This window comes from Ruegeria profundi (assembly GCF_049800715.1).
Lineage (GTDB): Bacteria > Pseudomonadota > Alphaproteobacteria > Rhodobacterales > Rhodobacteraceae > Ruegeria > Ruegeria profundi_A.
The window spans coordinates 99,791-112,872 of record NZ_JBNAFO010000002.1 but is presented as its reverse complement, the minus strand read 5'-3'; the positions used below and the strand labels follow the sequence as shown (position 1 = coordinate 112,872).

General features: G+C 58.2%; 11 protein-coding genes. 3 read left to right on the top strand and 8 right to left on the bottom strand.

Going from position 1 to position 13,082, the window contains the following annotated elements; translation table 11 throughout:
• Window positions 1-2: 2 nt before the first annotated feature.
• The 8 genes from ACP15L_RS04395 to acs form a co-directional block, all read right to left on the bottom strand.
• Complete coding sequence (locus tag ACP15L_RS04395) at window positions 3-503, bottom strand: flavin reductase family protein (RefSeq protein ID WP_425083281.1); 501 nt, start codon at window positions 501-503, stop codon at window positions 3-5.
• Between the two features lie 89 nt (window positions 504-592).
• Window positions 593-2,005, bottom strand: a complete 1,413-nt coding sequence (locus ACP15L_RS04390) for an exonuclease domain-containing protein (protein ID WP_425083280.1) — start codon at window positions 2,003-2,005, stop codon at window positions 593-595.
• 2 nt (window positions 2,006-2,007) lie between these two features.
• Window positions 2,008-2,526 carry a hypothetical protein gene (locus tag ACP15L_RS04385; RefSeq protein WP_425083279.1) on the bottom strand — a complete coding sequence of 173 codons (519 nt, stop codon included), beginning with the start codon at window positions 2,524-2,526 and terminating at the stop codon, window positions 2,008-2,010.
• Window positions 2,527-2,610: 84 nt separating this feature from the next.
• Window positions 2,611-4,434, bottom strand: a complete 1,824-nt coding sequence (locus ACP15L_RS04380; protein WP_425083278.1) for a DUF294 nucleotidyltransferase-like domain-containing protein — start codon at window positions 4,432-4,434, stop codon at window positions 2,611-2,613.
• Window positions 4,435-4,536: 102 nt separating this feature from the next.
• The gene (locus tag ACP15L_RS04375; RefSeq protein ID WP_170376637.1) at window positions 4,537-6,321 is read right to left on the bottom strand and encodes a sodium:solute symporter family protein; all 1,785 of its coding nucleotides are present in this window, start codon (window positions 6,319-6,321) and stop codon (window positions 4,537-4,539) included.
• Between the two features lie 15 nt (window positions 6,322-6,336).
• Window positions 6,337-6,621, bottom strand: a complete 285-nt coding sequence (locus ACP15L_RS04370) for a DUF4212 domain-containing protein (RefSeq protein WP_170376639.1) — start codon at window positions 6,619-6,621, stop codon at window positions 6,337-6,339.
• 181 nt (window positions 6,622-6,802) lie between these two features.
• Window positions 6,803-7,486, bottom strand: coding sequence for an adenylate kinase (locus tag ACP15L_RS04365; RefSeq protein WP_425083507.1), 684 nt, complete (start codon window positions 7,484-7,486; stop codon window positions 6,803-6,805).
• A 7-nt stretch (window positions 7,487-7,493) separates the two neighbouring features.
• Entirely contained in the window at window positions 7,494-9,458 is a 1,965-nt protein-coding gene (gene acs / locus ACP15L_RS04360; protein ID WP_425083277.1) for an acetate--CoA ligase, read from the bottom strand.
• Window positions 9,459-9,873: 415 nt separating this feature from the next.
• Between acs and dctP the strand changes: the two genes are divergently transcribed.
• The 3 genes from dctP to ACP15L_RS04345 are packed head-to-tail and all read left to right on the top strand — an operon-like array spanning window position 9,874 to window position 12,985.
• On the top strand, window positions 9,874-10,890 hold the full coding sequence (dctP, locus tag ACP15L_RS04355; protein ID WP_425083276.1) for a TRAP transporter substrate-binding protein DctP: 1,017 nt from the start codon (window positions 9,874-9,876) through the stop codon (window positions 10,888-10,890).
• 58 nt (window positions 10,891-10,948) lie between these two features.
• Window positions 10,949-11,578, top strand: coding sequence for a TRAP transporter small permease (locus ACP15L_RS04350; protein ID WP_170376651.1), 630 nt, complete (start codon window positions 10,949-10,951; stop codon window positions 11,576-11,578).
• Window positions 11,579-11,581: 3 nt separating this feature from the next.
• Window positions 11,582-12,985: a TRAP transporter large permease gene (locus tag ACP15L_RS04345; RefSeq protein WP_425083275.1), complete on the top strand. Its 1,404-nt coding sequence runs from the start codon at window positions 11,582-11,584 to the stop codon at window positions 12,983-12,985.
• Window positions 12,986-13,082 lie beyond the last annotated feature (97 nt).

The following is a 13,082-nucleotide window of genomic DNA, read 5'->3' as shown; positions in this document are numbered from 1 at the left end:
CGTCAGATCAGGTCCACAAACCCGCCGAACTGACCGCGCTTGAAGATCAGGCCCTGGCCCGTGCGGTACATAACCTGATCCACATGGCCGACCATGATCAGGTGGTCGCCTGCTTCGTGGCAGGCATGCAGATGGCAGTCAAACCGCGCCAGGCAATCGGCCAGTTGCGGTCGGCCCATTTCATCTACGCTCCAGTCTGCGTGAGAGAAATCTTCTCCGTCCCGAGCAAACCGCAGGCTTTGGTCCTGCTGCTCTTGTGCCATGACATGGATGGAATAGTGCTGGCAGTCCGAAAACGCTCCGAACCGGTTGGATTCCTTAGCCAAACACCACAGGACCAGCGGAGGGTCCAGTGAAACCGAGGTGAAGGAGTTCACGGTGATCGCGCGCGGCCCAAGTGCCGTCTGTGTAGTGACGACCGTAACACCTGTCCCGAAACACCCCAGCGCTTCACGAAACGCGGCGCTTTGATCAGGGGTCGGGATAAAAGTCTTCTCGGTCATTGCACATCTGTTCTCTGCCCGATCGTCAGGTGCCATGACCGTTCCGTATTGTCCATGGTAACTTTGGTTCATCACGTTGAAAAACTAGGTCAGTTCAGGTCCTCCAACAAGCGACCATGTTTGCGGGTCTCGGTGATGATCGCGCCGAAGGTCGTGATATCACGCGCTTTCAGCATGGGCAGCATCCGCACAAGCGCCTCAGCCGTGGCCACCGCATCCCCCAGCGCCGTGTGGCGGAGCGCTTCGGGAATTTCTACGTCCAAACGGTCACATAGCGCATCCAGCGTATGCGTCTCGCTGGCGCCAAACAGGACAGCAGACAGAAGCACAGTGTCCAGAATTGGGTGGTCCCAATCAACACCCATCCGCTTGGCGTGACGGCGCAGGAATGCCATGTCGAATGGCGCATTATGGGCAACAATCACGGCGTCCCGTGCGAATTGGTGAAAGATGCGACCAGCCTCACCAATGTCAGGCGCGCCTTGAACCATCTGGTCGCTGACCTTGTGAACCTTGGTCGAGGCCGCTGGGATCGGGATGCCGGGATTGACCAGCATGTCGATCCGCTCGCCATCGACGATGCGACCTTTAACGACCCGGACGGCACCGATCTGAACGATCTCGTCCTTGTGCGGCAACAGGCCGGTGGTTTCGGTGTCAAAGACCACAAAGCACAGATCTTCAATCGTTTGGGCCTCGAAACTACCAGAGGCGGACATGTTCAACAGATCGAAATCATAGACAAGAGGGCGCGCTGCGTCCGGGGCGATCTGCGCAGCGCTGTCGTCGAAAATCAGCATGTATCCGGGCGCATCCCCCAAAGGTTTCACGCGTGCGGAATAGCTCTGCGCTCCGTCGATGCTGGTCAACGTACAGGTGACATCCTGACCGGTTTTGACCAGTTTCGAATAGGCGGCATACAGCGCGTCTGGTTGTAGATAGTCCTCAAGCGCGGCGTTCAGGCGCGGATGTGCGATCTGGGCCAGAACCTCGGCCGCTTGCGCATCATAGAGGACGATCTTGTGGTTCGGGCTGGCAAGCAGCATCGCAACCGGGATTTCGGTCAACAGGGCAGTGAGCCTGTTCTTTTCGGCAGCTAGCTGGGCGGTCTCGGATGCGACAGCCTCGGCCACGCTGAGCGTCTTGTGCGATAGCTGATCCGCCAGCCCAGCCGCGGCCGGGGCAAGGTCGCCCAAGTATTTCGCCGTTTGGACATCCATGTTGCTGCTGACCCCGGCATGCGCGCGCGCGCGCAATTCGGCTGACAGACGCTCAATCGGTTTTGCCACGTTGTCGTCAAACAGCAACCAGACCCCGGCGATCAGGGCCAACAGCCCAAAGGCAATCACGATCCCGGCAAAAAGGAACGGGTCGAAAAGGGCGGGGTTGCCCTCGCGGGCATAGCTGAACCAAAGCGCCAGAGCGCTGACCGCCAGCCCACCAGCCGCTAACAGGCAGAAGAACAGAAAGATTCTCAGACGCAGGCTCAACTTGGTCAGCATGATCAAACTCCGCAAGTGGCCTCGATGATCGGATCGCCGGTCCCGGCCTTGATCCAGTCGGCATTCAGAACGCGGCCATCGTCGCCAAATTCGGCCCCGTCGGCCAGATTGGCCCGCAGGTTTTCGGCGCAGTTTACGACCACTGGCACCTTCGAGATCGGTGCCCAGCGGCCAAAGAAATAGAGCTCAACCAGCCGTTCATCCGGCACTTGTTCATTCTTGCGTACCGAGTCTGTGTCGATGGCCGCGAACCTGTCCACGAAAGGCACGGCATAGGTCCAGGGGCGGTAAATCGCGCGGCTTTCGACCTCTTGGATGATGCTGACACTGTCCGGCAGCGTTTCGCGGGTGCGGTCGTACCACGAGTATTCGCTGGCAATCGTCATTCCGATCATGCCCAACCCTGCTGCAACCGGCGTGGCCCACCGGGGCAACCGTCCGCCGGTCAGCTTGTTTAGCACCAGCACGATCCCGGCAAAGGCAAAGCCCGCAAATATCGTACCGATCAATTCCAGAAACATTGGTCTTCTCCAGCCTTCGGGCGTTACTCGCCCATTCTTTTCGTTTCAAATTCGATCACCGAGGGCGACCCTGATCTCTCGATTTTAACCCAGCATTCCTTTGCCGTGACCAACGGCGGATTGCATGGTTTTCACCACAACAAATGCGTCCCTCAGGTGGCTGCGCTCAAAGTCCGACAGGTTTGTAGGTGGCAGGTAATTGTCGGGTTTTTCCCCGGATTTGACCAGTGCGACCTGATGTTCCAGCCGAGTTTCCGCAATCAGATCATAGGCATCCAGCAAATCACGCGCACCCGAGGGGCTGAGGACACCGGCTGCCTCAGCCGCTTTCAGGCGGGCACGGGTGTTGGCCTCGGGCAGTTTGCCCTGCAGGCTGTAAATCCGCGCCAGATCAACCACCGGCACCACGCCGTTATGTTTCAGATCCAGCGTATTGCGATGCTCGCCCGAGCGGATGGTGGCAAACCCACGCAACAGCCCCAAAGGCGGGGTGTGTTTCAGCGAATTCGAGATCATATGCGCGACGAAAATCGAATTCGCATTGGCTGCGTTCAGCGTGTCGGCCTGAAGATCGGCAAACAGCTCGAACGAGCCGCCGATAGGACGCAGGTCAAACATAACCGAGGCCAACATCTGCGCTTCGGGATTTGGTTTTGCGATCCACCCCTTGAAATAGTCGCGCCAGACATGCAGCGGCTGACACCAGCGCGGATTGGTCGCCATCATGTCACCGGGGCAGTAGAAATAGCCGCAGGTATCGAGCCCGTCCGAGACATGTTTGGCCAGTTGCGTGAAATAGGCCATGTCATCTTCGGTCACCGCATCGTCCAGTATCAGGCAGTTGTCCTGATCGGACACACCTGTCTGCTCCTGTCGTCCTTGCGATCCGCAGGCCAGCCACAGGTATGGCACCGGCGGCGGCCCCAGTTTGGCTTCAGCAAGACTCAGCAGCCGACGCGTGGCAGTGTCGGCGATATCCGTGATCAGCCGTGTTACGATTTCATGCCGGTTGCCACCCGCAACCAGCTGCACCAGCAGCTGGGGGATTTCTGCCGTGACCTTGGCCATTTCCTCGGCAGTGTCGGCATGGGCAATTCGGCGAACAAGTTCGGCCGAGTTCACGGCCTGATAATGGGTCAGGTCTGTCTGCGTAACGACCCCGACCAGACGTCCGCCCTCGCAAATCGGGATGTGGCCGATCCCGCGCTCCATCATGACGTGCAGCACATCGGACCCGATATCCGAAGGTGAAAGGGTGGTTGGGTTCGGCGTCATAATCTGTGAGATTGGAGTATCCGTGGGCATCGCATCGGCAACAAACTTGCCTGAGATGTCACGCAAGGTGGCGATGCCTACCAGATCGTCGGCCTCTGTTACGCATAGCGATGAAATCCCTTTGTCGCGCATCAGGCGCGCGGCGTCGCGAACCGGGGTCGCAGGCGGGCAGGTGGCCGGATTGTGTGCCATCAGGAGATCAATGGCACTGGTCGCCAAACTCTGCGGACCGCTGCGGCCCCCGCGCGAGCGATCGAAGAATTTCGAGACCACATCGTGGTTGTCGATCAACTCTCGCACCAATTCAGGTGGCAGTACGATCAGCACAGATGGAGTATGGGCGCGTGCCTTGGTCGCGGCTTTGCCGTCTTTCAGAAGCCCGCGTTCACCAAAGGAATTGCGCAAGCCCAGATGCGAAACGACCTCGTCGTTCTCATCCGTGATTTCAACCTGTCCTTCATAGATCACGAATACGCCGGGCAGTTTGTGGCCCAGATCGTAAACTGGGTAGTCCTCGTCAACCTCCCAGACCTCGATCTGTTTTGCGATCTCATCCAGCACGTCGGCGGGCAGGGCGTCATAGGGATGTACGGATTCCAGAAACCGGGTGATCTGGTCATGGGACAGGGGCATCTAAATACTCCGTGGAACAAAAATCCCGCCCGGTGGTGTGCCGGACGGGAGTAGTGGATCGAAAGACGCGGCCATTGGCAAGAACCTCAGGCCGCATCAGGCTCATTTGTTCTGAGCTGCGCCCGCACCACGGGGAATGCGTACGCTTTCGACCAGATCTTTGATCTCCTGTGGAGTCTCTTTGGTCATGCCTGCAACAACATACGCAACTGCGAAGTTGATCATTGCACCGATGGCGCCGAACGAGGTCGACTTGATCGGACCCAGAAGCGGATCAGCATCGGTGAACGAGTTGGTGCCAGGAATGAACAACCAGCCCTTGTGCAGGAAGATATAGACCAGAGTGACAACCAGACCAGCCAGCATACCAGCAACCGCGCCGGTGTTGTTGATGCGGGTCGAGAAGATCCCCATCATCAGCGCCGGGAAGATCGAGGCAGCCGCCAGACCAAAGGCCAAGGCCACGGTCTGTGCCGCAAAGCCCGGTGGGTTCAGACCCAGATAGGTTGCAACCAGGATGGCTACGGCCATTGCGATACGCGCGGCCAGCAGTTCACCTTTTTCCGAGATCTGCGGATTGATCGCACCTTTGACAAGGTCGTGGGACACCGCCGACGAGATCGCCAGCAACAGGCCCGCAGCGGTCGACAGAGCAGCCGCAAGACCACCGGCAGCGACCAGACCGATCACCCAACCCGGCAGGTTGGCGATTTCGGGGTTGGCCAAAACCAGGATGTCACGGTTGAATTTGGTCAGCTCGTTTCCGACCCAGCCTTTTTCTTCCGCGATCGCAGTCATCGCTTCGGACTTGTCGTTATAGTACTGGATCTTGCCGTCGCCGTTCTTGTCTTCCCAGTCCAGCAGACCGGTTTTCTGCCACGTCTGCATCCAGTCATAACGCGGATCGGTATCGATTGCTTCGACCGAAACTGCGCCGCCTTCGATGCCACCGTTGGGCCACATCATGTCGGTGATGTTCAGACGCGCCATTGCGCCAACCGCAGGGGCGGTCAGGTACAGCAGAGCGATGAAGACCAGCGTCCAGCCAGCGGACCAGCGGGCGTCAGACACTTTCGGCACGGTGAAGAAGCGCATGATCACGTGCGGCAGACCGGCGGTACCGATCATCAGCGACAGTGTGAACAGCACCATGTTCAGCGTGTTCGAGTGGTGCGCCGTATACTCGGCAAAGCCCAGTTCGGTCACGATCGCGTCCAGCTTGGTCAGCAGCGGCTCACCACTTGCGGTGTCGCCAAACAGACCCAGTGCAGGGATCGGAGTGCCGGTCAGCTGCAGCGAGATGAAGATCGCCGGGATGGTGTAGGCTGTGATCAGCACGCAGTACTGAGCAACCTGGGTGTAGGTCACACCCTTCATCCCGCCAAACACCGCGTATGCAAACACGACACAGGCACCGATCAGCAGACCGGAAGTGTTCGAAACCTCAAGGAAGCGGCCAAAGGCCACGCCAACGCCGGTCATCTGACCGATCACGTAGGTCACCGATGCAACGATCAGACAGATCACGGCGACAACGCGTGCAGTCTGGCTGTAGAAACGGTCGCCGATGAATTCCGAGACGGTGTATTTGCCGAACTTACGCAGGTAGGGCGCAAGCAGCAGAGCCAGCAGCACGTAGCCACCGGTCCAACCCATCAGGAAGGTCGAGTTGTCATAGCCGGTAAAGGCGATGAGGCCCGCCATCGAGATGAACGAGGCCGCAGACATCCAGTCCGCCGCTGTCGCCATACCGTTGGTGACCGGGTGAACGCCGCGACCAGCAGCGTAGAATTCAGATGTGGAACCCGCACGGGCCCAGATCGCGATGCCGATGTATAGCGCGAAGGATGCGCCAACAAACAGCAGGTTGATGGTAAACTGATCCATTGTCCCCGCTCTCCCTTACTCTTCGTCTACGCCGTGTTCGGCGTCTAGCTTGTTCATGCGCCAGGCGTAGTTGAAGATCAGCACCAGAAAGACCAAGATTGATCCCTGCTGAGCGAACCAAAAGCCCAGATCGGTACCGCCAACAGAAATGCCGGACAGCAGCGGACGCAGCAGGATGCCGAATCCAAACGACACCAGCGCCCAGATCGCGAGGCTGATGTAGATGAGGCGCAGGTTGGCCTGCCAATAGCCCTTATCGGCTTCGGCAGTCTGCGCGGAGTTGGTAGATTGATCCGCCATTGCGGGTTCCTCCTTCGCTTCCTCGTTGGGCGGTCCTTTGCTTCGTTCCTCCAGCGCGCCGGACCGCTTCTCGAATGTGACAGATACCCCGTGGCATCTGACAAAACTCCTCTGTTCCGCCAAGGCGGTGCATCGAAGTATTCTGTTTAAGGATCAGGGCCTTACGGCCTGTCTCCCTCCCTTAGTTCACCGCGCTGGCGACGATGTCCTCCAGGTCGCGCGCGATGTCTTCAATCTTGCCCATGGCGTTCGTCCGCTTCAGAACGCACTGACCGTCGTAATAGGTGATCAGTGGGGCTGTCTGTGCGTGATAGGCGCTGAGGCGTGAGGCAACGGTTTCCGCGTTGTCATCGGCCCGGCGCTTGAACTCGGTCCCGCCGCAATTGTCGCAAGTGCCGTCGACCGACGGTTTCTTGAACGTGTCATGGTAGCCTTCACCGCAACCGGCGCAGGTGTAGCGGCCCGAGATCCGGATCACCATTTCCGCATCCTCAACCTCAAGGCTGATCGCGGCGCTGATCTTCTGGTCTTTTTCAGCCAGAAGACCATCCAGCGCCTCGGCCTGAACGGTGGTGCGGGGGAAGCCATCGAGGATGACTCCCTTTGCACAGTCGGATTCCGCCATGCGGTCGCGCAGGATGTCGATGACGATCTGGTCGCTGACCAGTTCACCGGCCTCCATCACCGCTTTCGCGGCCTTTCCGGCATCCGTACCTGCGGCAACAGCCGCACGCAGAAGGTCACCGGTGCTGAGTTGCACCAGCCCGAACTTGTCTTCCAGCATGCGCGCCTGAGTGCCCTTCCCGGCGCCCGGAGGGCCGAGAAGGATGAGAACAGCAGGAGTTGTCATGGTCGCAGCGTCCATCATGCCCTCACTTATTCGCTCGGTTTGCAATCAGGTCGTCGACAACTGACGGATCGGCCAGAGTGGACGTATCGCCCAACGAGCCAAAGTCGTTTTCGGCGATCTTGCGCAGGATACGGCGCATGATCTTGCCCGAGCGTGTTTTGGGCAGACCTGGGGACCACTGAATGACGTCAGGCGAGGCGATCGGTCCGATCTCGGTCCGGACCCAGGTGCGCAGCTCTTTCAACAGCTCATCCGAAGGCTCACGGTCGTTCATCAGAGTGACATAGCAATAGATGCCTTGTCCTTTGATTTCATGGGGATAGCCCACCACGGCGGCCTCGGCCACTGCGGCATGCGCCACCAGCGCGCTTTCGACTTCAGCAGTACCCATACGGTGGCCCGAGACGTTGATCACGTCATCGACGCGGCCAGTGATCCAGTAGTCACCACCTTCGTCACGACGGCAGCCGTCGCCGGTGAAGTAGTAGCCTTTGTAGTCCGAGAAATAGGTCTTCTCGAACCGCTCATGATCGCCCCAGACGGTGCGCATTTGACCGGGCCAGCTGTCCTTGATGCACAGTACACCTTCGACACCGTTGCCTTCGATCTCGACGCCGGATTGCGGGTCCAAAACCACCGGTTCGATGCCAAAAAACGGTTTCATCGCCGAGCCGGGCTTCATCGCATGTGCGCCGGGCAGGGGGGTCATTAGGTGACCACCGGTTTCAGTCTGCCACCAGGTATCGACAATCGGGCATTTACCCTTGCCGACAACCTCGTTGTACCAGTTCCAGGCTTCGGGATTGATTGGCTCACCCACGGTACCCAAAACTTTGAGGTCGCTGAGATCGTGCTTTTCGACCCACTCACTTCCTTGTCCCATCAGGGCACGGATCGCGGTTGGGGCTGTATAGAACTGGTTGACCTTGTGCTTGGCGCATACTTCCCAGAAACGACCTGCATCCGGGTAGGTCGGCACGCCTTCGAACATCAGGGTTGTCGCTCCATTGGCCAGTGGACCATAGACGATATAGCTATGGCCAGTGACCCAACCGACGTCTGCCGTACACCAGTACACATCGCCTTCATGATAGTCGAAGGTGATCTCATGGGTCATCGCGGCATAGACCAGATAGCCGCCGGTGGTGTGAACCACACCTTTGGGCTGGCCGGTCGAACCCGAAGTGTACAGAATAAACAGCGGGTCTTCCGCGCTCATCTCGGCTGGGGCGCAATAGTCATCGGCCTCAAGCGCCATTTCGTTGTAGTCGTAGTCACGCCCATCGATCCAAGTGGTCTGACCACCCGTTCGTTTGACGACCAGGCATTTTACGCTGTCCTTGCAGTGCAGCAATGCCGCATCAGCGTTCGATTTCAGCGGCGTTTTGCGGCCGCCGCGCGGGGCTTCATCTGCTGTGATGACGACTTTGGCGTCGCAACCGTTGACACGGGCCGCCAAAGCGTCTGGCGAGAAGCCTGCAAAAACGATCGAGTGAATCGCACCGATGCGCGCACAGGCCAGCATGGCATAGGCGGCCTCGGGGATCATCGGCAGATAAATAATGACGCGATCACCTTTGCGCACGCCCATGGATTCCAGAATATTGGCCATGCGACAGGTGCGGCGGTGCAACTCGGCATAGGTGATGTGCTGGGCAGCATCATTTGGATCATCCGGTTCCCAGATGATTGCGGTCTGATCGCCGCGCGTTTTCAGATGGCGATCCAGGCAGTTGGCCGAGACGTTCAGAGTACCATCGGCATACCAGTTGATCTTGACCGAGCCGAAGTCGTAATTGACATCCTTGACCTGCGTAAAGGGCTTGATCCAGTCGATCCGCTTGCCGTGTTCGCCCCAGAACGCGTCTGGGTCATTTACTGATGCAGAATACATCTCGTCGTATTTCGCAGCGTCGACATGCGCGTGCGCGACGGTTTCTGCAGTTGGCGGATAGGTCTTGGCATCTGCCTGGGCAGCGGTGGTCATGTTGAGGCTCCTCCCTCTAGGCTAGTAACGTTGGGACATATCTTGCCTGTTATTTGGGCATAGTCGATCCCGTTCCTCCCTGATCGAAGTATGGCCGGGTTCAGAAAATAATGAAATAAATTGCCGTATTCTTTGGATTTGTTTGTAAAGAAATTTTTCCAAAGGGGGTGAAAGAGTCAACAAAACTCGAAAAAATGTGAAAAATCCCTTAATAACAATGTTAAGTTTGTAACGTTGCTAGCTCGACCGTTAAACGCGAAGACCGGTTTTTTCGCGCGTATGTCGTTAAGCATGAAAACTTAAAAGATCAGTCTGAAAATCACCTATCAGGAAGCAGGGGTTGGCACATATACATGTTGGCGCTAGCATCTTTCCAAGCGCCTCGGGAGGGGGCGCATCAAAGGGAGAAGATATTATGAAAAAGATGCTGAGCGGTGCCGCCGTCGCCGCCCTTGGCGTTGCCTTCGTGTCCGAGGCCGCAGCCACCGAATGGAACGCCTCGGTCTGGGGCAAGCGCCGCGCCTTTACCGAACATGTCGAAAAACTGGCCGAGTTGGTTTCGGAAAAAACCGGTGGAGAGTTCACGATCAATGTCAGCTATGGCGGCCTGTCGAAGCCGCGCGAGAACCTGGATGGCATCGAGATCGGCGCATTCGAGATTGCGCAGTTCTGTGCCGGTTATCACCGCGACAAAAACCGCGCGATTACCGTACTGGAGCTGCCGTTTCTGGGTGTGAACAATCTGGAAGAAGAGGTTGCCGTCAGCCATGCAGTCTATGATCACCCAGCGGTGGCTGATGAGATGGCGCAATGGAATGCGCGCATTCTGATGACCTCGCCGATGCCGCAGTACAATCTGGTTGGCACCGGCGATCCGCGCGATAACCTGGCGGCGTTCGAGGGCATGCGTGTTCGCGCAACAGGTGGTCTGGGCAAAGCGTTTGAGGCCGTGGGCGGTGTCCCAACCTCTGTCCCTGCGACTGAGGCGTTTAACGCCATGGAATCCGGTGTGGTCGATACGGTCGCCTTCGCGCAGCACGCGCACCTGTCCTTCGGTACGATCAATGAGGCGGACTGGTGGACTGCGAACCTCAACCCCGGCACCGTGAATTGCCCGGTGGTTGCGAATATCGACGCGTATGAAGCGCTGTCGCCTGAGCACCGCGAAGCGCTTGATAGCTCGATTGATGAGGCCATTGAGCATTATCTGGCTAACTATGCTGGGCTTTTGGAGCAATGGGATAGCGTCCTGGAAGAAAAGGGTGTGCAGAAGGTAATGATCGACGACGCGGTCATTGAAGAGTTCCGCGCCAAGGCCGCCGATCCGATCCGCGAACAGTGGATTGCAGATATGAGCGCGCAGGGCCTACCAGCGCAGGACCTCTACGATTTAGTTCAGACTACGCTGACGAAACAGCGCGGCGGCAACTGATCGCATACGCCGGGCGCGTCCTAGCGCCCGGCCTTTCTTGACAAAGGGGATCACCGGAATGGCGGGACAGGCCACGGTGCTGGAGGATGGCAGTCGCCTCAGCCAGATCGATCAGCACTTGCTGAAGTTAGAGCGGGCTCTCGCCTTGATCAGCGGAATAGCCGTCTTTGGACTGATGGTCCTGGCCGTCGTCTCGGTCAGCGGCCGCAACGCGATAAACGCGCCGTTGCCGGGCTATGTGGACTGGATCGAACAGGCGATGCCACTGATCGCCTTTCTCGGCATCTCTTACGTGCAGCGCGATGGCGGCCATATCCGGATGGACATTGTGATCTCGCGTCTGCACGGACGGGCGCTGTGGTTGTTCGAGCTGATCTCGGTAATCCTGATCCTTGTCCTGATGCTGGCATTGGTCTGGGGCAGCTGGTCCCATTTCGACCGATCCTTTGATTTCGGCGCGCCGATGTGGAGCCGCGACAGCTCAATTGACATAGGCATTCCGCTTTGGCCCGCGAAACTGCTGGCCCCGGTGGCGTTCTCGGTCTTGTCACTCCGACTGGTTTTGCAGATCTGGGGCTATGGCCGCGCGTTCGTTCTGGGGCTTGAGGCACCCGTGGCGGTGCCCTTGATCCAAGACGCCGCCGCACAGGCTGCCGCAGAGGCAGAGCAGTTCGAAGGGCAGGACTAACAGATGGACACGATTGACATCGGCCTTTGGGTAACGGCTGGGCTGCTTGTCCTTGTGGTCACGGGCATGCGAGTGGCCTTTGCGGCAGGTCTGGCAGGCTTGTTCGGCTTGGTTTGGATTTTCTGGGCCAAGTTTGGCTACGATCCCGACAGATTTGGCAAGGCTCTCACAGTCGCCGTCAAAACAGCAGGGCAGGTGCCGCATTCGAAGGTTGCCGCCCATACGCTCAGCCTGATTCCGACCTTCATCCTGATCGGCTACCTTGCCTACTACGCGGGCTTGACGCGCGCGCTATTCGAAGCGGCTAAACGATGGATCGCTTGGGTTCCGGGAGGCCTCGCGGTCTCCACCATATTCGCCACGGCAGGCTTTGCCGCCGTCTCTGGTGCCTCGGTCGCCACTTCAGCTGTGTTTGCCCGTATCGCGATTCCCGAAATGCTGAGCGTTGGCTACAACAAGCGCTTCGCTGCGGGCGTCGTCGCCGCTGGCGGGACGCTGGCCTCGCTGATCCCGCCATCAGCTATCCTTGTGATCTATGCCATCATCGTCGAACAGGACGTAGGCAAGCTGCTACTGGCCGGCTTCATTCCCGGAGCGTTTTCTGCCGTGATCTACGGATTGCTCATTGTTGGAATCGCAGTTGTGTTCAAATCCGTTGGCCCTCCGGTCACTGGTTTCACTTGGAAACAGCGGTTCCAAGCGCTGCCCGGGGCGATCCCGATCGTTGCCGTCATTCTGATCATCATCTGCTTCGTCTACAACCCATTCGGAGAACAGGCGTGGGGCACCCCGACCGAAGGCGGAGCCATAGGTGCGTTCATCGTCTTCTGTTTCGCCCTGGTTCATGGCATGCGCTGGCCCGAATTAAAATCGGCTCTGTTAGAGACAGCCAAGCTGACGGCGATGATCTTCTCGATCATCTGGGGCGTGCTGATCTACGTGCGGTTCCTGGGCTTTGCAGACCTTCCGGGTGCATTCTCGGATTGGATCACTTCGCTTGAAATGTCGCCAATGCTAATCCTGATTTGCATCCTACTGGCCTATGCGGTGTTGGGCATGTTCATGGATGCCATCGGGATGTTGCTGTTGACACTGCCAGTCGTCTACCCCGCCGTCATGGCCCTGAACGGAGGCGAAACCGTCAGCGCCGCAGACAGCGCTTTTGGCATGTCTGGCCCGATGTGTGCGATCTGGTTTGGGATTTTGGTGGTGAAAATGGCCGAATTCTGCCTGATCACGCCACCCATTGGGTTGAACTGCTTTGTTGTCGCAGGAGTCCGGCCTGACCTGAGTGTTCAGGATGTCTTCAAGGGGGTCACCCCGTTCTTCCTGGCAGACGCGGCCACCATTGCGCTGCTTGTGGCATTTCCGGGCATCGTCCTCTACTTGCCGTCTTTGGCTGGATAGGGGGTTGCGAGGCTTTGCCTCGCGCTCCAGGAAATTTTTAGCCAGATGAAGCAGGGATCCGCTCTCCAATATCAACGTTGGAGAGCTTCACCTGGCG